We start from the raw sequence: 19257 nt of genomic DNA, 5'->3' as shown, positions 1-19257 counted from the left end.
CCGCAGACCTGGTCAGGCGCAGCGGCGGACAGCTAGTAGCGCATAAGCACGGGCGCAGTGGAGGACCTCGGCCAGCGCGACGTGCTCATCGACAGCGTGGGCGTAGCGGACATCTCCGGGCCCGTACTGCAGCGTCGGGATGCCTGCGCCGGTGTACTGGCGCAGATCCGAACCGTAGGGTCCGCCCTTCACCTCTGGCGCCTCGGCCCCGGCCTCGGTAGCCGCGCGCAGGATGTCGTCGAGCAGCGGATCGCCCTCCGGAAGCAGACCGGACGCGAAGATCCCACCCGGCCAACTCACCTGGACCGGGTGATCGCTCAGCCACGCGTCCTTGGCGCAGGCTTCGGCGATGGCTCGTTCGAAGGCTTGCCGCGCCTCGGCGACCGGCTCACCCAGGCGTACGCCGTACCGTCCTTCCGCGACGAGCAGATCCGGCACGGTGCTGGCCCAGTCGCCGGCCTGGATGGTGCCGACCGACAACGGGTTGGCCAGGTCGAGGTGCTTCAGCAGGGGATGCGGATCGCGGTTGCGCTCGGCCTCCAGCGCCTGCAGCGCATGGTGGATCGGCTCGAACTTCTCGATCGCACTGACGCCCCGGGTCCGGGTCGAGCCGTGCGTCGCGAGGCCGGTGAGCTCCAGCCGGAACGTCAGCGAGCCCGCGTTGGCCGGGATCACCCCGCCCGCGGTCGGTTCCGCGATCAGGCAGGCCTCGCCGGTATGGCCGCGCTTCAACGTCGCGAACGCGCCGATGCCGCCGTCCTCCTCGCCCACCACGGTGTGCACGGCCAGCGGCTTCTTCAGGCTGATTCCGGCAGCGGCGATCGCGGCGACGGCTCCGATGATCGCGGCCAGGCCGCCCTTCATGTCGCACGTCCCGCGGCCCCACATGATCCCGTCGGAGATGCGCGCCGAGAACGGATCGCCATCCGGCCACAGGCTCGGATCGCCGGTCGGCACCACATCCGTGTGGCCGTTCAGGATCAAACCCGGCGTCGTTCCGCCATCGCCCAGCGTGCCCACGCAGCCCCACGCCTCGGACCGCTCGACCTCCATGCCGGGGAAGTCGGCGTCGGCGGTGATCGACGGGAGGTCGATCTCCCAGTGGTCGACCGTCAGCCCTAGTTGTTCGAACCGCTCCGCACACCAGGCCTGTACGTCGACCTCGGCCGCGGTGCCGTCCACGCTCGGGATGCGGATCAAGGTCCGCAGATCGTCGACGATCCGCTGGTCGTCGACGGCGGCCAGCACGGCCTTTTCGATCTCGGAGGTCATCTTTCGGTCTCCCGCTCCATCGGCCGGCGGTCTGAGCACCAGTCGCCAGTCGCACTCGCCAGGCCAGGGCTCGGCTGCACCCTACACGCGCCTTGCCGGGCCTGCGGCACCACCGATCGCCTGTCAACCGGTCTGCCCGATCGGCGGACGAAGTCCACCCGATCAGCCGACAACACCCCTCGGTGATCGCTGTCACTCTTCGTGATGACGGTCCGGCCTGGATCGGAGCGAACCTGCACTTCGGATCCCCTCACGGGGAGAGGAGAACCATCATGCGGAACAAGAAGAGGATCATCCTGGCGGGCGTCGCAGTAGCCGTCATCGGCGCCGGCTCAGCCTTCGCCTACTGGAGCACCACTGGTTCCGGCACGGGCTCGGGTACGACGGCTGCCTCGAACGGCACGGTCGTCCTGCACGCATCCTTCGCCAACGGCCTGACGCCGGGCGGCAGCACCCCGGTCAGCTTCACAGCGGACAACGCCGGCTCTTCCAGTCTGCAGGTCGGCACCGTCACCACGGTCGTCACCGCCTCCGGAACCTGTGACGCTTCCTGGTTCAGCGTGGCCCCGGTGGCCGAGAACCAGACCATCGCAGCCGGTGCGAGCGGTGTCGCCCTGGCGAACGGCGGCACGCTCACGTTCACCGACGCGCCTGTCAACCAGGATGCCTGCAAGAGCGCGACGATCACGCTGACTCTGAGCAGCAACTAGTCAGACTCGGGTGTTCTCGGGGCCGGGTGGGGGGAGCTCGCCCGGCCCGTGAACGCCGCAGTGTTTCCAGGTCAAACCAGCCGAAAGGAGTGAGGTTCAGATGTCGCCCAGGCGAGTGTTTCCCGCCCTTCGGTCTGCCAATGCCGCCACGAAACTCTTCCTGGCCGGGCTGCTGTTGCTACTCACAGCCGCGGGTGTCGCGTACGGCGCCAAGCCGGCCAAGCCGGGCATCACACTCGGGATCTCACCCGCCAGCCAGTCCATCACGCAGGGCAAGTCCGCGACCTACACCGTGGCGATCACGTCGGCCGGCGGGTTCACCGGCAAGGTGACACTGACCGCGAGCGGTTTGCCGAGCGGAGCGTCGGCGGCCTTCAGCCCGTCTTCCGTAACGCTGACCTCCGGTAGTACGGGCAGCACGACTCTCACAATCAGCACAACGTCGAGTACGCCGATCGCGTCGAGCACGATCACGGTCAGGGGCACCAGCGGCAACGTGAGCGGCACGGTTGTCGCCGGTCTGACAGTGAACGCACCCCTGTCGAGCGCCTTGTCAATGAGCGCGACGCCGGCCTCGGTCACCATGGCGCCAGGCTCCACAGCTGTGTTCACGGTGCAGTTGGCGCGCACGAACTTGCCCGGCTCAGTCACGTTCGCAGTACTGGGCGGTCTGCCCGCGGGGGCGACGGCTACCTTCACACCGAACCCGACGACCGGGAACTCTTCAGCACTGCAGATCACCACACCCGCTACGGCGGCCGACGGCGGTTTCACCCTGTACCTGGTGAGCTCCGGCAAGGACCGGGGCGGGACCACGCGGTACGCCTATGCGAGCGTCGGTTTGGTCCTCGCCAAGGCCGGCAATCCGTTCACCATCTCCGGGAACCTGTCGGGTGCACTGGCACCCGGCCTCTCCCGCCCGCTGGATCTCACGCTGGCCAACCCGAACAAGAAGCCGCTGTCCGTCACCAACCTGACTGTGACAGTGAAGACGGTGACACGGACGGCGTACGCGATCGCTCACAACCAGCCCTGTACAACGGCCGACTACGCGGTCACGCAGTACAGCGGCTCTTATCCGCTCACCGTGCCAGGCAACGGCAGTGCATCACTGTCCAGCCTAGGTGTCAGCACCTCCGCCCAGCCGAAGGTGTCCATGCTCAACACCGCGCTGAACCAGGACGGCTGCAAGGGCGCCACCCTGACGCTCGCGTACTCCGGCTCAGGACAGGGGAGCTGAACCATGATCCGCAGACGCTTGCTCCTCCTGCTCGGTGCCACTGTCGTCCTGCTGACGGCGACTGGAGTTGCCCTGGCCTTCTGGACCACGTCCGGCGCCGGTGCAGGCAGCGCAATGACCGGCACGCTGGCACCGCCGACGAACGTCACCGCTGTGGCAACACCGGGCAATGGGACTGTCCACGTCAGCTGGACCGCGTCCAGTCAGGCGACCGGCTACTACGTCATCCGCGTTCGCAACAGCGACAGCTCGTCTGCTGCGGCTTGCGGCACATCTCCTGCGCAACCAACAGCTACGACGTCTTGTGGCGACCTCGCTGTGGCAGACGGGATCTACCACTACACAGTCATCGCCGTACGAGGCAGCTGGACGGCCACGAGCGCTTCGAGCAACAACGTGACCGTCAACAACACCAGGCCCGCAGTCACCGTCAACCAGGCAGCAGGACAAGCCGACCCGACCAAGACCGCGCCGATCAACTTCACTGCTGTCTTCAACGCCAGTGTCACCGACTTCAGCAGCTCCGACGTCACAGTTGCTCCTGGTACTGCGACGGTCGTCGTCACCGGCAGCGGGACGACGTACAACATCGCGGTCGGCGGGCTGACCAGCAGCGGGCCCGTGACCGCGTCAATCGCAGCGAACACCGTGCACGACGCAGCAGGCGCAGGAAACACCGCGTCGACCAGCACCGACAACACAGTCACCTACGACGTAACAGCGCCAACAGCACCCGCGCCGGCTGCGACCGCTGCCGTCACCTTCGGCACCAGCCCTCTCTTCGTCAACAACGAACCAGTAACCCTCACCGACGCGGCCACGGACTCCAACTCAGCCGTCGCATCCGTCACCTACTACTACTGCCTTGCTGCGACACCAACCTGCACCAGCGGAACCTCAATCGGCTCTTCCTCAAACGCGGCGAGCAACTTCGCCTTCACCACACCGTCGCCACTCGCACCAGAGGGTGCCTACAAGGTCATCGCAGTAGCGACCGACACCGCCGGCAACATCAGCGCCCCAAGCCCGGCAACCCTCATCACCGTAGACACCACCCCACCAACCGTCACCCGCCCCACCGTGAACGGACACTCCTGATGAGCGCCTTCAGAACCCCGAGGCACCGCCTAACCTGGCTGATCGCCGCCCTGATCACAACCCTGATCGGCATAGCTATCGGCATCACCAACGGCACCTCCGCCTTCGCTGCCGGCAGCGTCAGCAGTGTTACCTTCACCGGATCGACGCTGGTAGCTAAGGCACCAGCTAACTGGACCGTGGGATTCACGACCAGCAACGGGCAGGGCTCGCTCGCCGCCGGCGGCACCATCACCGCCACGTTTGATCCGGCCTTCACTGTCACGGGCGGCCTGAGCGTAACTCTGGGTTCCACCTTCGTTGGCTGCTCGGCGACGGCGAGCGGATCTTCCTCAGGTGCAATCACGGTGGTCCTGACGGGCAATCCATGTGCACTTGCGAAAGCCACCTCCGCAAGTCTCACGATCACAGGGATCGTCAATCCACTCCCAGGTTCCTACGCGAACACGACCTTCAGCGTTGCCACGTCTAGCGACACAACGGCCGTCTCACCGTCCGCAGGAGTGACCACAGCCGCTGGTACGGCCACGCAGTTCGCGTTCACCCAACAGCCGGCAGGTGCGGTCAGCGGTACCGCATTCACTACTCAGCCGAAGGTGGCTGTGCAAGATGCCTTTGGCAACACTGTGACCACCGACAACACAGTTGTGACTCTGTCCATCACGTCGGGCACGCCGAGTGCTGGCGGGCCAGGAGTACTTAGTGGCTGCACCTCTGTGAGATCCGGTGGGGTGTCCACCTTCTCCGGGTGCAAGATCAACACGGCCGGGACGTCGTACCGGCTGCACGCCGCGGGCACCTCTCTGACGTCGGGCGACAGCGCGGCGTTCAACGTGACGTCGGGGCCGGCGGCACAGTTGGCCTTCACCACCGCGCCGCCTGCAGCCGGTACCGCCGGATCAGCATTGCCGACCTTCCGGGTATCCGTTGAGGACGCCTCGGGCGATCCGGTCACAACCGGAAGCGGATCGACCGACATCATTACGTTGAGCATTGCCAGTGGACCGCCCGGGGGCACCTTCAACGGGGGAACCACCAGCGTGTCCGCGGTAGCAGGTGTGGCGACTTTCAGCGGCGTCGTGTTCAACACGGCAGGCAGTTACACGCTGACGGCCTCGGACGCGACGGCCGGTCATACCGGCTTCACCACTGCGACGAGTGGTGCAATCGTGATCAGCCCGCAGGGCGGCAGCAGGCTTGTGTTTGTTCAAGGGCCGTCGTCTGTGTTTGCTGGATCGACTATGTCGCCTGCGGTCACGGTGCAGCTTCAGGACTCCAACGGGAATGCGGTGAGCACGTCCGGGGTCAGTGTCACGTTGGCGTTGTCTTCCGGGGTCGTTGATGGGGGGGCTTCGGCGACCACCAACAGCTCGGGGCGGGCTACCTTCAGTGGGGTTGTCATCAACACTGCGGCAGTGGCGCTCACTATGACGGCGTCGTCTGCTGGGCTTACCGCGACTGCGGCATCCGCGCCGTTCAACGTGACCGTTGCTGTGAGCAACGGAGCGGCGCTCACCGATGCGGCCAGCGACGGCGGAGCCGGTGTGAAAACGGTCGCGTACTACTACTGCACGGGTTACACCGGCGCGTGCACTAGTGCGAGCTGGACGTCGATCGGCTCCTCGACCACAGCGGCGGGGAACTACCCCGTGACATGGAACGCCCAGCCGGCCAACGGTGCATATCGTCTCGTGGTGGTGGGGACGGACAACGTCACCAACGTGAGCCAGCCCAGCCAGTCCATCCCTGTCACCGTCTCCAACTAGTTCCTGCTGGCCTGCCAACCGGCCCTCCTCGGCGACGGATGATGCCGAGGAGGGCCGGTCTGCAGTTCTTAAGGCGTGAGGCGGTGGAGGTCGCGCGGGAACAAGGTGACCTCGCGGACGTTCTCGGCGCCGGTGAGGCGGGCCACGAAGCGTTCGAGGCCGATGGCGAAGCCGCCGTGCGGTGGCATGCCGTGCTTGAACGCCTGCAGATACGACTCGTACGCCGGGTCTTCGGCCGATTGGCCGCGTGCTTCGAGCGCTGCCGCGTAGTCGCTGTAGCGGTGCAGGCGCTGACCGCCGGTGACCAGTTCGACCCCACGGAACAGCAGGTCGAACGAGTTGGACCAGCGTGGGTCAGACGGCTGCGAGTGGGTGTAGAACGGCCGCTTGACCATCGGATAGCCCTCGACCGCGACGAACGCGCTGCCGTGTTCCTTCAACGCCCACTCGCCGATCGCCCGCTCGTCGGCCGGCGACAGGTCCGGCTCGTCCGGGTCGGCCCCGGCCAGCTTGAGCGCTTCGCTGAAGTGCAGCACCGGTACTTCGGCCGGAATCTCGGGCAGTTCGACGCCGAGCCGTTCCAGCGCGGAGGCGGCTCTGGTCCCGACCGTGGCGAGCATCCCGGCGAGAACCTCCCGCAGTACGGCGAGGACGTCGCGATGGTTCTCGATGAAGCCGAACTCGGCGTCGAGCGAGACGTACTCGGCCAGGTGCCGGACCGTGTCGTGCGGTTCGGCACGGAACACCGGGCCGACCTCGTAGACGCGTTCGAACACGCCGACCATCGTCTGCTTGTAGAACTGCGGCGACTGGGCCAGGTACGCCGGGCCGCCGAAGTAGTCGAGCGCGAAGACGTTCGCGCCGGACTCGGTCGCCGTACCGACGATCTTCGGCGTCTGGATCTCGGTGAACTCCAGCCCGTCGAGCGTGCTCCTGAACCCGTGCAACGCCGCCGCCGCGATCTCCCAGCCGGCCCGGATCGCCGGATGCCGCAGGGCGACCGGCGCGTTGTCCAGGACGACAGGAAGCCCCGCGCCGACAGTGGGTCGCCACAGCTCGATCGGCGGCGTCTGAGCCGGCTCGGTCAGCGGTGTGATGGTCGGGTCGACGATCTCGGCGCCGCCGGGTGCCTGCGGATTGGCAGCCACCAGGCCGGTCACCTGGACGACGGTTTCTTCGCCCAGTTCGTCCAGCTGGGCTTGGGCTTCCGGGCCCTTGACGACGATCTGGCTGAGGCCCGATCTGTCGCGCAGGATCAGGAACCCGACGGCTGCGAGCCGTCGTCTTCGGTGCACCCAGCCGGCCACCGTGACGGTCTGGCCTACTGCTGAGGGGATCTCGTGGTTGAGAATGCGCATCGCTGTTTCACCTCCGTTGGTCTACTCGAACCCCGGAGGTGTGGGCGAAGGGGAATCTCGCGGTGCCACCACACCTTCACCGCCCTGTCGGACGGCCTCTTGCCTTTCATTCGCTCAGGAGTGTCTTCACGACGGCCCGTGCGTCGCCTTCCCAGCTACCGGCGACTCTCTCTGGCACGGGTGAACGGCGTTACTTGTCTCCGTCACCACGAACAAACCCCAGGTTACGGGGAGCGGGCCGCCAGGGCAAAAGAGTTAGCGGCGGCTCGACGCGGGCGGGATCGGCGCTTGGTCGGTGTCGTAGCGACCGCCCGCCGATGCCGTCACGGTGAACTGGTTCGCGACGCCGGTGCCCGGCCAGGCAGCCCATTCGGAGTTGAACGGCCTGCTGTAGTGGTCGGTCCAGCAGGTCGCGCGGCGGATGTCGGTCGAGCGCGAGCAGATCCAGCCGCGGTCCACGTTCGACAGGAAGCTGAGGTTGCGGCCCCAGGAGATCTCCAGCGTGACCCGGCCGGTGGTGCCCTGAATCTGCAGGAACCGGTTGTAGACGAACGGGTTCGGGTCCTGCCGCGGATCCGGTGTGACGATCCGGAGCAGCGACTCGTCCAGCTGGATCGGGGCCAGCGTTTCCGAATCGGTGTCGGAGACCAGGCCGGCCCGTCGCGCTCACCGTGTACGTCCGGGCCGTCGTCGAACTGTCCTGGGGCACGGTGAAGGCCGCGGGCAGCGGAGCAGGCTTGGCCGGGTTGAGCGCGGCACAGGTCTTGTTGGCCTGGCTGCACTTCCACCCGGCCGGGCTCGCCGAGAGCGGCCAGGACAGCGACGCGCCGTACGAGATCTTCAGGGTGACCTTGTCGCGATCGGCGCCGGGGGCAACGGTCAGGATCCGGAAGTGGGTGTCCGGGTCCGCCTTGCCGGCGCTGACCTTCAGGAGGTTCTCGTCCGTGCGCGGCGGCGCCACCAGCGTCTCGGAGTCGTCGTCGTAGAGCCGGCCGGACTTGGCCGAGATGGTGAAGGTGCGATCCGTGGCCGATCCGCCGGTCGGGTTGGCGAAGCTGATCGGCAGCGGTTGCGGGGCGCTCGGGTTCGTGGCGGTGCAGGCGCCGCTCTTGCCGTCCGCGGCCTTGGTGCAGCTCCAGCCGGCATGGGCGCTGATCGGCCACCGCAGCGCCTTGCCGAAGTTGACCGCGATGGTCACCGGCTTGGCGTTCTTCGCCGGGACCTTGATGGTGATCAGCCACTGGCTGCCCGCTGCCGCATCCTCCACCGCTTCGGCGCGCGCCGCCGGCCCGTAGCTGCTCGGGACGCCGCCGCCGGACGGCGGCGCGCTGATGGTCAGCAGCCCTTCGTCGAAGATCGGCGTCGTCGGCTCCGGTGGAGTGGGTTTGGGAGTCGCCGGTGGAGGCGTCGTGCCGGGCTCGGTCGGCTCGGGCTGGGTCGGCTCCGGCTGGGTCGGCCGGACCGTCGGCGGTTCGACCGTGGGGGGCTTCACCGTCGGTGGTTTCACGGTCGGCGGGTTGACCGGCGGTTGCTGGGTCGGCTGGGACACCGGCGGCTTGCTGATCGCGGCCGGTGGGGTGTCCTTGCCGGTGAGTGCCATCGCCGCGATGACGGCGACCACTGCGACCACGACGACGGCGCCGCCGGTCGCCGCCGTACGGGTGCTGTTCTCGGTGACCTTCCGCCAGCCGGTGACGAAGAAGCCGGCCAGGCCGATCTTGGCGCCCGTGCCTGCCGCTGCGAGGTAGCCGATGCCGGCGGTGCCGAGCAGGGCCGGGGCGAGCAGTGCGGGTAGCGCGCTGTTGATCTCGACGAGCTCCAGATAGACCGCGGTGCACTGGGCGCAGTCGTCCAGGTGCTCGCGGACGTTGTGGTTCTCCCGCTTGGTCAGGCCGCCGCGGACATACGCGCCGAGCCGCTCCGTGGTCCAGCGGCACCGGTCGCCGGCCACGTCGGCCAGGTGCTGCTGCAGGTAGGCCTGCCGAAGTCCTTCGCGGGCTCGATAGGCGAGCGCGGAGACGCCGTTCGCGGTCAGGCCGAGCAGGGGAGCGATGGCAGCGGGCTTCTCGCCCTCCACCTCGGTGTGCCAGAGCACGGCCTGCCACCGCTCGGGCAGCGATGCGAAGGCCTTCGCGGCCGCGCCTGACTCGAACCCGGTGACGGTCGGATCCTCGAAGGTCTCCGGATCCCGCTCGTACGCCGCGATGTCGTCGGTGCTCTGGACCTTGCGGCCGGCCCTGATCCGGTCGACGTGCACCCGGCGGACCGTGGTCAGCAGGTACGCCCGGAAGGAGAGGTCGGGGCCACCACCGCCGCGGAGCGCGTCCAGCACCTTGGCGAAGGCGTCGCTGGCCAGGTCGTCCGCGTCGTTGGCCGGGACCAACTGGCGCGCCATCCGGACAGCGGCATGGTGATGCCGGCCGAACAGCTCGCCGTACGCCTCGAGATCACCGGCGCGCACGCGGGCGATCAGCTCCGCGTCACTGGGCGCTTCCGGCGCTTCCATCTGGCGTTCCCCCTGGTTTGTCACGACGTCCTCACGGTCTGTCACTTGGTTGCCGGAGACAAGGTTCCCACGAGGGACGAATCCGTGCACCTTCATGACGACGGCGGCTATCGCGAGGTTACGCGAAAAAGTTTTCTGAATCCGCGTCATGAACCGGCCCGGGTGCTGTCTCACTCCCAGAACGACGCCTCCGGCCGACCGGCCGGGAGACGAAGGGACCGAGGAGGGCCATGTCGCTGTTCGCGGATTTCCGCAGACGGTTCGAGTTGCGCCCACCGCGGCCCCTGAACCTGGCGGGGTCGCCCGCCCGGATCCGTCCGGAGGCGTCGTCCGTAGAGCAACCGTGCGGAAGGAGGGAGCCGCACGGCACAGCTGGCATCGACCGCAGCGCCTATCTCGCGATTGCTGAAGCGTTGAAGGACGGTGCCGACGTTGTGCCTGCCAGTGACGAGGTCGGCCGCCGGTTGGCGGAGGACGGGGTCTCGTTGCTGGAGGCACTGGATGGGCTGGGTGCGCTGTACCACGCGATCGGCGGGGGCGAGCCTGCTTTCGAGGCGGTACGCGCACTCAGTTCCAGTTGGGCCGAGGCGTCACTCATCTACCTGCACTCCTTGTCGTGCGAGGACCCGCTGACCGGGCTGTCCAGCCTGGCGCACCTGCGGTCCCGCCTCGGCGAGATCTACCGGGAGGCCGATCTCCGTGGCACATCCGTACCGGCGACCCATGCACTGGTCGTGGTCGAACCGCTCAACCCGCCCGGCCTCACGACGCTGGACCGCGAGCTCCGCCTCATCGACGTCGCGGAGTGCCTGCGGATCGTGTTCGCCGGCGGTGACGTACTCGGCCGTCTCGGCGCACGCCGCGCGGCGGCGCTCGTCGGCCGCGAGCCGAACCTGCCGGACCAGGTCGAGACGGCTCGAGCGCTGATCAGGCACTGGCGGATGGACACCGACGAACCGCAACACGCCCGGTTCTGGATAGAAGGCCTGCCCGCCTCGGCCGAATGGGGCGGCCGGCTGCTGGGCGAACTCGCAAGACCGTCCTAGGACTTTGCGTCCGGTCGCCGACAGGGGGGTGTCCGGGCGCAATCGAACCGGTGGCGGATCGCCTATCACGGGGTAGGCGATCCGTCGCCGCCGTCCTCACCGATCCGTACTGCGTTGTGTCGGTCCAGCTGGCTAGGGTGACTTCCATGTGTGGTCGTTATGCATCCAGCCGGGATCCGGCCGATCTGGTGGTCGAGTTCGAGATCGACGCGGGCAACGTCCGGGAGTCCGTCCAGGACCTGCCGGACAACTACAACGTGGCCCCGACCAACCCGGTGATCGCCGTGGTCGAGCGGAAGAACCGCGAGCAGCCCGGCGAGGTCGTCCGCAAGCTCACCCTGGTGAAGTGGGGCCTGGTGCCGTCCTGGGCGAAGGACACCTCGATCGGCAGCCGGCTGATCAACGCCCGGATGGAGACGGTCGCCGAGAAGCCCGCGTTCAAGAAGGCCTTCGCGACCAGGCGCTGCATCCTGCCCGCCGACGGCTATTACGAGTGGTACGAGACCGACCAGAAGCTGAACGGCAAGCCGGTCAAACAGCCGTACTACATCCGTCCGGCCGACGGGGGAGTGCTGGCGATGGCCGGGCTCTACGAGATCTGGCGGGACAAGTCCGTCGCCGATGCCGACAAGGACGAGGCGTGGCTGTGGACCTGCACGGTGCTGACCACCACGGCGACCGACGACCTCGGCCGGATCCACGACCGGATGCCGTTGCTGGTCGAGCCCGAGCGGTACGACGCCTGGCTGGATCCGCTCAGCTCGGACCCGGACGAGCTCCGCGACCTGCTGGTCCCGGCCGCGCCCGGCCGACTGGAGGCGTACGCCGTCTCGAGGGCGGTCAGTTCGGTGAAGAACAACGGGCCCCAGTTGGTGGTTCCGTTGCCACCCGACGGAGTCGACCCGATCGACAAGCCGGAGGAGCCCGAAGAGATCACCCTGTTCTGACCCGGGGCGCGGCGAGCCGTAGTACGGGCCGGAACTGACAGGATGGGGCCGTGACCGACGAACGGATTGTGGCGACGCCGCACGGTGAGGCCCGGATCGTGGCGCACCGGGCCCGGCGACCGGTGGCGACGCTCGCGCTCGGTCATGGCGCCGGTGGTGGCATCGAGGCCGGCGACCTGGCCGCTTTGGCCGCGCGACTGCCCAAACTCGACATGAACGTGTTCCTGATCGAACAGCCGTGGCGGCGGGCCGGGAAGAAGCTCGCGCCGGCGCCGAAGGTGCTCGACGAGGCCTGGATCGCGACCATCGGCCAGCTCCGGATCAGGACGCCGCTGGTGCTCGGCGGCCGTAGTGCCGGCGCCCGGGTGGCCTGCCGGACGGCGGCCGGCCTGGGAGCCTCCGGCGTACTGGCGTTGTCGTTCCCGCTGCATCCGCCCGGCAAGCCGGAGAAGTCGCGGGCCGACGAATTGCAGGGCTCGCGGCTGCCGACGCTGGTGGTGCAGGGGGAGAAGGACCCGTTCGGTACGCCGCAGGAGTTCCCGCCGCTGACCGAGATGGCCGTCGTGCCGGACGGGGACCATTCGTTCAAGGTCCCGAAGCGGGCCGAGCTGACCCAGCAGGAGAGTTACGAGCTGCTGGTCGAAGCTGTGTTCGAATGGGTGACCCGCGAAGTGACCGGCTGAAAGCCGTCCGGGAGGCCGGGAATGGGCCGCCCGGCGGCGGCGTTGTGACGAACATGATGGCAACGAGCCTGGCTCCCGCGCAGAAGACTGGGAAGACACCGGTATTCTCGATCACGATGCCGACTCCCACGACCACAGAGACACCCGAGCAGCGGACCGAGCGCTTCGAGCGCGAGGCGCTGCCTTTCCTCGACCAGATGTACGCCGCGGCGATGCGGATGACGCGTAATCCGTCCGACGCCGAAGACCTGGTTCAGGACACCTTCGCGAAGGCGTACAGCTCTTTCCACCAGTTCACGCCGGGCACCAACCTGAAGGCGTGGCTGTACCGGATCCTGACGAACACGTTCATCAACGGATACCGCAAGCGGCAGCGTCAGCCGACGCAGTCGCCGACCGAGGAGATCGAGGACTGGCAGCTGACCGCTGCCGAGTCGCACACTCCCGGTGGTTTGAAGTCGGCCGAGGCCGTCGCTCTGGAGCACCTGCCCGACTCCGACGTGAAGTCGGCGCTGCAGAGCATCCCGGAGGACTTCCGGCTGGCTGTCTATCTCGCCGATGTCGAGGGGTTTGCCTACAAGGAGATCGCCGACATCATGGGTACGCCGGTGGGCACCGTGATGTCACGCCTGCACCGTGGTCGTCGTCAGCTGCGTGAGTTGCTGGCCGACTATGCCCGGGAGCGGGGACTCATCCCCGGCGAGACCGGTACGAGTTCTTCGGAGGAGGAGTCGTGAGCTGCGGCGAGCACCACGACGTGGACTGCAGTGAGATCCTGCAGCGTGTGTACGTCTTCATCGACAACGAGTTGGAAGACGCCAGCACCGACGAGATCCGCCAGCATCTGGAAGAGTGCGCTCCTTGCCTCGACCAGTACGACCTGGAACGCAGCGTCAAGAAGCTGGTCGGCCGTTGCTGCGGCGACGAGCACGCCCCCGACTCCCTGCGCGCCAAGATCCTCCTACGCCTCACCGAGCTCCGCGTAGAAATAACTACGACTGACTAATCGCCGACCGGGTTGTCGGTGAGAAGCCGGCGGGCGTCGGCTTCGTCGTTGGGGGAGATGGCCGCGAGCAGGGTTGCGGCCTGGTGCCAGAGGGTGTGGGCTTCGGGGAGCTTGTTCTGGGCGGCCTGGATCTTTCCCAGCTCGATCAGGAGCTGACCTTCGCGCTGGCGGTTGGTGTAGGTGCGGGCGAGCTGCAGACCTGCTTCGGCCTGGACGACTGCTTCCGGGTGGTTGCCGGACTTCCGGTAGACGGCGGCGAGGTGTAGGCGGGTCTCGGCCTGGGAGGTCGGGTCCCCGCCGCGCTCGAAGACCTCGAGGCTGGTCAGCAACGGCTGGACGGCCCGCTCGTACTCGCCGATGGTCAGGTAGATCGTGCCGGCGGTCTGGTGCCGCTTGCCCAGGGACCGGAGATTGCCGGACGCTCGCGCCAGGTCGATGCTGACGGCCCAGGAGTGCTGGGCCTCGTCGAGCTCACCCCGCAATGCGTACCCCCGGCCGAGGGCGAGGTGGCTGATTCCCTCCAGGGACTCGTCGCCGATCTGCTGGCTGAGCGCAAGCCCTTCCTGGGCCCATCGCAGCGCCTCGTCCGGCTCGTTCAGCAGCGCGTGGACGAAGCTGAGGGACGTGCAGCAGCGGGCCTGTCCGGCCAGGTCGCCGAGCGCCTGGAACATCTCCAGACTGCGGAGCATGTGCACGCGCCCCGGTTCGAGGTCGACCTGCTCGATGTCGGGGATGGCAAGATCGTGTTCCAGCCAGGCGGCGAGCCGGTCGAAGCCGAACTCGCCCGCGAGCTCACGGGCGACCGCGTCGCAGGTGCGCATCTCCGACCAGCGGTCCCGCGTCTCGTAGTACCCGAACAGGGCAAGTCCCAGCTCGGGAATCAGGCTTCGCAGCGTGGGCGATCGGCTGGCCTGGTTGAAGGCCTCGTCCAGGTTGAAGCGTTCTTGGTCCAGCCAGGCCAGGGCCGCCCGGGTGTCGGCAAGCTCGGGCAGCGATCGGGGCAGTGGGCTGGCCAGCTCCAGCCGGTGGTTCCCGGGGTGGGTCAGCTGTTGGCAGCGCCAGGCTATTCCGGTGTAGAGCTGCAGAAGGCGAGTCAGCGCATCGGTCCGGAGGCCTTCCGACAGCACCTGGTGACTGCGTTCGCGGGCGTAGGCCAGGATCAGGTCGTGGAAGCGGTAGCGGCCGGGACCGATGGAGCCCAGCAGGTTCAGGTCGACGAGCCGCTCCAGCATCTGCTCGGCATGCCCGACCGTGTCGCCGAGCAGGTGGGCCGCGGTGACCGTGATCAGCTCGGAGGCGTTCGGCAGCCCGAGCAGGTCGAGTGCGGCGGCCGCCTCCTGGTCGAGCTTGTCGTTGCTGTTGGCAAGGAACTCGACAGAGCCGGCGATGTTGGCCCGGACGCCGGACTCACCGGTCCCGAGCTCGTCCAGCCTGCGGTGCTCGTCCTCGAGTTGCTCGACGACGTACTCGACAGGCCAGGACGGCCGCGCGGCCAGCCGCGCACCGATCAGCCGTACGGCGAGGGGCAGGTGGCCCGTCAGCCGCGCGATCGACCTGGTGGCGGCGCTCTGTGGTGAGACCTGCGAACCGGCCGCGATTCTGGTCAGCAACCGGACGGACTCGGCCTCGGGCAGTGGGGCCAGATTGACCTGGCGGAAACCGGGCAGAGTGGTGAGGGCCCGCCGACTGGTGACGATGACAGCCGAGCCGGGTGCACCCGGGAGCAAGGGGGTCACTTGCCCTGCGCTGTTGGCGTTGTCGAGCACGATCAGCATCCGCAACTCGGCCAACCGGGAGCGATAGAGCGCCGCTGCTTCGTTTACGCCCTCAGGGATCGTCCGGTCATCGACGTCGAGGGATCGCAGCAGCTGACCCAGGGCCTCCAATGGGCTGATCACATCGCCCGGGCCGTAGCCGCGCAGGTCCAGGTAGAGGTGACCGTCGGGGAACTTGTCGGCGGTCAGGTGGGCCGCGTGGATCGCCAGCGCGGTCTTGCCGACGCCGCCCATCCCGGTGACGGCAACCATCCGCACTGTGCCAGGCGCGCCGTCTGCCCTGGTCAGGGTCTGCAGCAGCAGCTCCAGCTGGGCCTCCCGTCCGGTGAAGTCCGACAAGGTCGGCGGTAGCTGCCTGGGCACTTCGGCCACCGGAGCAGTAGGCAACTCGCTCAGCGCGGGTTGCGTTCGCCGGGCGCTCTTTGCGGCGAGTGCCAGCGCCTCGACAGACTTGTCGTCCAGACCGAGCGCTGCGCCGAGTGCATGGATCGTCTCGATCCGAGGCCGCCGCCGGGTCCCACGCTCCAGCAAGCTGACCGCCTGCTCGCTGAGGCCGGCCTTCTCCGCCAGAGCGGCCTGGGTCAGGCCGGCGCTGGTGCGGTGCTTGCGCAACAACGCGCCCAGCTCCTCGTCACCCAACCGACCCACCCCCCGTCCCTGGCCCAGATGAAACCCCTCGTCCGGCCCCAACTCTAGGAGCTTCCACACCGCCCCCGCTCCAGTTGTCCACAGACCCCTACAGTTTTGAAGGATTGTGTGGGTAGTTGTATGTGTTCACTGCGTTAACTGTCTGCCAGAGTTGATCAAGTCAATGAAGCCCGGACCGTGAGGCGGGACACCTTGGTGACCAAGAGGCTGCTGCTCATCCTCGTCGTCGCGGTTGGTGGCGGGGGCTGGGTCGGGTGGGATCGCACGCACACGGCCGGAGTCCGCAACGGGGAAGCCTTCGGGGCCGGAGGGGCGTACGCGACCATCGGTATGAGCCACATCCGCAAAGGGGATGATGTTTTCTATATCGCCCCCGCGCCGAACAACTGTTCGGACGATCAATTGACACTGCGAACAGTCGGCGCAGAAAAGTCATCGCCGGGCCTCGACTATGTGGATGCCAAGGTCTACAAGCGAGCAGATTTCCCGGCCGGGGTGCCACTGACTGGCGGGGGACAGGAGAACTCTGTCGGCGCCGAACTGGCGAGTAGGACCTCTCAGCCGGTGGCCGGATACAAGCTGGATGCGGGGCAGCTGATGGACGATGTGATCTATCTGCATTTCCGCGTGACCACTGATCAGAGACCGCTGGAATCCAGCGGCGTGGCAATCGGCTACCAGCAGGACGGCAGGACCTTCACGCAGGTTCTTCCGGCGGTCTTCCGGCTGGAAAATGCGCCGGCGGGAGCGAAGTGACGAGACGCTACTCCTCAGCCAGCGCCCGGGTGGTCGGTGAGGAGTTGTAGGGCGGCGACTTCGTCGTGGGGGGGAGATGGGGTGCAGGAGGGTTGCTGCCTGGCGCCAGAAGGTCTGGGCCGCGGGAAGGTCGCCCTGTGCGGCGTGGATCCGCCCGAGTCCGATGAGGATCAGGCCTTCGCGTTGTCGCGCCGTGTAGACACGGGCCAGGCGGAGGCCTGTTTCGGCTTGGGCCACGGCGTCGTTGTAGCGTCCGGCGTTGAGGTAGCTGGTCGTCATGAACTGATGGCCCTCGGCTTGTGCGTTCCCGTCGCCGATCTCCTGGAAGATCGCCGGACTGGTGAGGATCGCCGCACTGGCCAGGTCGTTGCGCCCGGTCGACAGGTAAGACTGGCCGGCGGTCAGATGGCGCTTGGCGAGGGACCGGAGATTGCCGGATCGTTCGGCCAGCGCAATGCTCAGATCAAAGGACTGCTCGGCCAGTTCGGGGTCTTTCCGGAGCGCGTGCGACTTGCTCAGCGCGAGATGACTCAGCCCTTCGAGGAGTTCGTCACCGATCTGGCGGCTGTGGGTCAGCGATTGTTCGGCCCAGCTGAGCGCTTCGTCCAGTCGGCCCATCAAGGCGTGAACGTAGCTCAGCGACGACAGGCAGCGTCCTTCGCCAGGGAGGTCCGAGGTCGAACGGAACATTTCGAGGCTTACCAGCATGTGCGGCGGGCCAGTTCGAAGCTGCCGTGTTCCACCGCCGGAATGGCCAGATCGTGTTCCAGCCACGCGGCCAGGCGGGCGTATCCGAGCTTGCCGGCGATCTCCCGGCCGATCAGATCGGCGGCGCGCATCTCGGACCAGCGATTTCTCGATTCGTAGTAGCCGAAGAGTGCCAGCGCGAGCTCCGGAACGAGGTTGCGTAGCGCAGCCGTACTGTTTGCCCGCCGGAAAAGTTCGATGAAGTTGGGTAGTTCGCGGTCGATCCAGTTCAAGGCTGTCCGGGCGTCGGGGAAATCGGGCGACGAAGCGCGGAATGAACTGGCCAGAGCCAGCCGGTGGTTTTGCGGATGGGTGAGTTGCTGACAGTTCCAGGCGATCCCGGTGTATAGCCGGAGGAGGCGGGTGAGGGCGTCGGTGCGGGTGCCTTCGGAGAGGATCTGGTGACTGCGCTCGCGCGCGTAGGCCAGGATCTAGTCATGAAAGCGGTAGCGGCCGGGGCCGATGAACTCGAGCAAGTTGAGGTCGACCAGGCGTTCGAGCATCTGCTCGGTGTGCTCGACTGTGTCGCCGAGTAGGTGGGCCGCGGTCAGGGTGATCAGGTCCGAGGTGTTCGGCAGGCCGAGCAGGTCGAGGGCGGCGGCTGCTTGCTGGTCAAGCTTGTCGTTGCTGGTGGCGAGGAATTCGACCGAGCCGGCGATGTTGGCGCGGACACCGGAATCGCCAGTGCCGAGCTCGTCCAGCCGGCGGTGTTCGTCCTCGAGTTGCTCGACGACGTACTCGACAGGCCAGGACGGGCGGGCCGCCAGCCGTGCGCCGATCAGCCGCACCGCGAGAGGCAGGTTGCCGGTCAGCCTCCGGCCGGTGAAGTCCGACAGGGTGGGCGGTAGCTGCCGGGGGACAGCGGCGCTGCGATCGGTGGGTGGGGTACTCGCGGCCGCGGGCTGCGTGCGCTTCGGTCCCCGTGCTGCCAGCGCGAGGATCTCGACAGCCGAATCGTTCAGGCCGAGCGCCGCGCCGAGTGCGTGGATCGTCTCGATCCGGGGACGCCGCTGGGTTCCGCGCTCGAGCATGCTGACTGCCTGCTCGCTGAGGCCGGCCTTCTCGGCCGGGGCAGCCTGGGTCAGACCGGCGCCCGTCCGGTGCTTGCGCAGGAGTGCTCCCTGGTCATCTTCGGTCAGCCCGACCCACCTCCCGCCCCAGCACCATCCCCGACAGACGAGACGCCTCATCCTGGCCCCAACTCTAGGAGCTTTCGCGCCGGCCCCGCTTCAGTTGTCCACAGGCCCCGTAGCGGCCGGGGACGCCGAATCCGGCCAGGACCTCAGGGTCGCGCGATTGCGGCACTTTGGTGACGGCGGCACTTACGTGTCTTCTGTCGCGATTCGACGGCAATTGTTAAACCACTGTTTGAAAATAGCACTCAGTGTCCGTTCGTGGACGCTCCGGATACAAACCTCCGGGGTCAGTGGTCTTGTTGTGACATGTGACCAAATTGCAAAGACCCCGGTTTTCACCGGGGTCCTCGCTGTGCGTAGCCGCCTGAGTCAGGCGTTCGGGCGCTTACCGTGGTTAGCGCCCTTCTTCTTGCGTCCACGGCGCTTGCGTCCGGTCTTGCCCATAAGAAAGCCTCCTTGTAACAACTGCAAAGAGTCACAGTCTCTCATACCACAACGGCGTCATGACCACGGTGTGGCGAGTCACGGTCTGGCTTACAGTGTTTCGACGCAGTCCTGATGAG

General features: G+C 67.3%; 17 protein-coding genes and 1 pseudogene. 10 read left to right on the top strand and 8 right to left on the bottom strand.

Going from position 1 to position 19257, the window contains the following annotated elements; genetic code table 11:
* Nucleotides 1–12 precede the first annotated feature (12 nt).
* Entirely contained in the window at nucleotides 13–1272 is a 1260-nt protein-coding gene (locus F1D05_RS09025) for an ArgE/DapE family deacylase (RefSeq protein ID WP_185446834.1), read from the bottom strand.
* 272 nt (nucleotides 1273–1544) lie between these two features.
* Between F1D05_RS09025 and F1D05_RS09020 the strand changes: the two genes are divergently transcribed.
* The 4 genes from F1D05_RS09020 (at nucleotide 1545) to F1D05_RS09005 (ending at nucleotide 6086) form a co-directional block, all read left to right on the top strand.
* Entirely contained in the window at nucleotides 1545–1982 is a 438-nt protein-coding gene (locus F1D05_RS09020; RefSeq protein WP_185446833.1) for a hypothetical protein, read from the top strand.
* Nucleotides 1983–2082: 100 nt separating this feature from the next.
* The gene (locus tag F1D05_RS09015; protein WP_185446832.1) at nucleotides 2083–3222 is read left to right on the top strand and encodes a hypothetical protein; all 1140 of its coding nucleotides are present in this window, start codon (nucleotides 2083–2085) and stop codon (nucleotides 3220–3222) included.
* Nucleotides 3223–3225: 3 nt separating this feature from the next.
* The gene (locus tag F1D05_RS09010; protein WP_185446831.1) at nucleotides 3226–4320 is read left to right on the top strand and encodes a hypothetical protein; all 1095 of its coding nucleotides are present in this window, start codon (nucleotides 3226–3228) and stop codon (nucleotides 4318–4320) included.
* Nucleotides 4320–6086 (top strand): beta strand repeat-containing protein, encoded by a 1767-nt coding sequence (locus F1D05_RS09005; RefSeq protein WP_185446830.1) that lies wholly within the window; start codon nucleotides 4320–4322, stop codon nucleotides 6084–6086. The genes F1D05_RS09010 and F1D05_RS09005 overlap by 1 nt, the downstream gene beginning before the upstream one ends.
* A 68-nt stretch (nucleotides 6087–6154) precedes the next feature.
* Here the strand turns inward: F1D05_RS09005 and aspS are convergent, their stop codons facing one another.
* Entirely contained in the window at nucleotides 6155–7444 is a 1290-nt protein-coding gene (gene aspS / locus F1D05_RS09000; RefSeq protein WP_185446829.1) for an aspartate--tRNA(Asn) ligase, read from the bottom strand.
* 190 nt (nucleotides 7445–7634) lie between these two features.
* The gene (locus F1D05_RS08995) at nucleotides 7635–9950 is read right to left on the bottom strand and encodes a sigma-70 family RNA polymerase sigma factor (protein WP_185446828.1); all 2316 of its coding nucleotides are present in this window, start codon (nucleotides 9948–9950) and stop codon (nucleotides 7635–7637) included.
* A gap of 230 nt (nucleotides 9951–10180) precedes the next feature.
* Here F1D05_RS08995 and F1D05_RS08990 point away from each other — a divergent pair, with 230 nt between their 5' ends.
* The 5 genes from F1D05_RS08990 (at nucleotide 10181) to rsrA (ending at nucleotide 13632) form a co-directional block, all read left to right on the top strand.
* Nucleotides 10181–10996: a hypothetical protein gene (locus tag F1D05_RS08990; protein ID WP_185446827.1), complete on the top strand. Its 816-nt coding sequence runs from the start codon at nucleotides 10181–10183 to the stop codon at nucleotides 10994–10996.
* A gap of 146 nt (nucleotides 10997–11142) precedes the next feature.
* Entirely contained in the window at nucleotides 11143–11943 is an 801-nt protein-coding gene (locus F1D05_RS08985; RefSeq protein ID WP_185446826.1) for an SOS response-associated peptidase, read from the top strand.
* 50 nt (nucleotides 11944–11993) lie between these two features.
* On the top strand, nucleotides 11994–12626 hold the full coding sequence (locus tag F1D05_RS08980; protein ID WP_185446825.1) for an alpha/beta hydrolase family protein: 633 nt from the start codon (nucleotides 11994–11996) through the stop codon (nucleotides 12624–12626).
* Between the two features lie 116 nt (nucleotides 12627–12742).
* Nucleotides 12743–13363, top strand: a complete 621-nt coding sequence (locus F1D05_RS08975) for a sigma-70 family RNA polymerase sigma factor (RefSeq protein ID WP_185446824.1) — start codon at nucleotides 12743–12745, stop codon at nucleotides 13361–13363.
* On the top strand, nucleotides 13360–13632 hold the full coding sequence (gene rsrA, locus F1D05_RS08970; RefSeq protein WP_185446823.1) for a mycothiol system anti-sigma-R factor: 273 nt from the start codon (nucleotides 13360–13362) through the stop codon (nucleotides 13630–13632). The genes F1D05_RS08975 and rsrA overlap by 4 nt, the downstream gene beginning before the upstream one ends.
* Here the strand turns inward: rsrA and F1D05_RS08965 are convergent.
* The gene (locus F1D05_RS08965) at nucleotides 13629–16046 is read right to left on the bottom strand and encodes a helix-turn-helix domain-containing protein (protein ID WP_185446822.1); all 2418 of its coding nucleotides are present in this window, start codon (nucleotides 16044–16046) and stop codon (nucleotides 13629–13631) included. The two genes, rsrA and F1D05_RS08965, sit on opposite strands and share 4 nt — an antisense overlap.
* A 204-nt stretch (nucleotides 16047–16250) precedes the next feature.
* Between F1D05_RS08965 and F1D05_RS39945 the strand changes: the two genes are divergently transcribed.
* A complete protein-coding gene (locus tag F1D05_RS39945; RefSeq protein WP_246486989.1) occupies nucleotides 16251–16811 on the top strand; it encodes a hypothetical protein in 561 nt (186 codons plus the stop codon).
* A 129-nt stretch (nucleotides 16812–16940) separates the two neighbouring features.
* Here F1D05_RS39945 and F1D05_RS39940 read toward each other — a convergent pair.
* The 4 genes and pseudogenes from F1D05_RS39940 to F1D05_RS42885 form a co-directional block, all read right to left on the bottom strand.
* Nucleotides 16941–17501: pseudogene (locus F1D05_RS39940) on the bottom strand (XRE family transcriptional regulator); the annotation flags it as partial.
* An 8-nt stretch (nucleotides 17502–17509) separates the two neighbouring features.
* The gene (locus tag F1D05_RS39935) at nucleotides 17510–17791 is read right to left on the bottom strand and encodes a hypothetical protein (RefSeq protein ID WP_246486546.1); all 282 of its coding nucleotides are present in this window, start codon (nucleotides 17789–17791) and stop codon (nucleotides 17510–17512) included.
* A gap of 198 nt (nucleotides 17792–17989) precedes the next feature.
* Nucleotides 17990–18748 carry a helix-turn-helix domain-containing protein gene (locus F1D05_RS39930; RefSeq protein WP_246486545.1) on the bottom strand — a complete coding sequence of 253 codons (759 nt, stop codon included), beginning with the start codon at nucleotides 18746–18748 and terminating at the stop codon, nucleotides 17990–17992.
* Between the two features lie 315 nt (nucleotides 18749–19063).
* Complete coding sequence (locus F1D05_RS42885) at nucleotides 19064–19138, bottom strand: 50S ribosomal protein bL37 (RefSeq protein WP_370452229.1); 75 nt, start codon at nucleotides 19136–19138, stop codon at nucleotides 19064–19066.
* Between the last annotated feature and the right edge of the window lie 119 nt (nucleotides 19139–19257).

This window comes from Kribbella qitaiheensis (assembly GCF_014217565.1).
GTDB classification, from domain to species: Bacteria; Actinomycetota; Actinomycetes; order Propionibacteriales; family Kribbellaceae; genus Kribbella; species Kribbella qitaiheensis_A.
The sequence above is the reverse complement of the archived record's forward strand: the minus strand, read 5'-3'. Positions and strand labels throughout refer to the sequence as shown.

Bases quoted from the DNA above. Each gene is read 5' to 3' on its own strand.
- F1D05_RS09025 (WP_185446834.1), bottom strand. From the start codon at position 1,272: ATGACCTCCGAGATCGAAAAGGCCGTGCTGGCCGCCGTCGACGACCAG.
- F1D05_RS09020 (WP_185446833.1), top strand. From the start codon at position 1,545: ATGCGGAACAAGAAGAGGATCATCCTGGCGGGCGTCGCAGTAGCCGTC.
- F1D05_RS09015 (WP_185446832.1), top strand. From the start codon at position 2,083: ATGTCGCCCAGGCGAGTGTTTCCCGCCCTTCGGTCTGCCAATGCCGCC.
- F1D05_RS09010 (WP_185446831.1), top strand. From the start codon at position 3,226: ATGATCCGCAGACGCTTGCTCCTCCTGCTCGGTGCCACTGTCGTCCTG.
- F1D05_RS09005 (WP_185446830.1), top strand. From the start codon at position 4,320: ATGAGCGCCTTCAGAACCCCGAGGCACCGCCTAACCTGGCTGATCGCC.
- aspS (WP_185446829.1), bottom strand. From the start codon at position 7,444: ATGCGCATTCTCAACCACGAGATCCCCTCAGCAGTAGGCCAGACCGTC.
- F1D05_RS08995 (WP_185446828.1), bottom strand. From the start codon at position 9,950: ATGGAAGCGCCGGAAGCGCCCAGTGACGCGGAGCTGATCGCCCGCGTG.
- F1D05_RS08990 (WP_185446827.1), top strand. From the start codon at position 10,181: ATGTCGCTGTTCGCGGATTTCCGCAGACGGTTCGAGTTGCGCCCACCG.
- F1D05_RS08985 (WP_185446826.1), top strand. From the start codon at position 11,143: ATGTGTGGTCGTTATGCATCCAGCCGGGATCCGGCCGATCTGGTGGTC.
- F1D05_RS08975 (WP_185446824.1), top strand. From the start codon at position 12,743: ATGCCGACTCCCACGACCACAGAGACACCCGAGCAGCGGACCGAGCGC.
- F1D05_RS39930 (WP_246486545.1), bottom strand. From the start codon at position 18,748: ATGAGGCGTCTCGTCTGTCGGGGATGGTGCTGGGGCGGGAGGTGGGTC.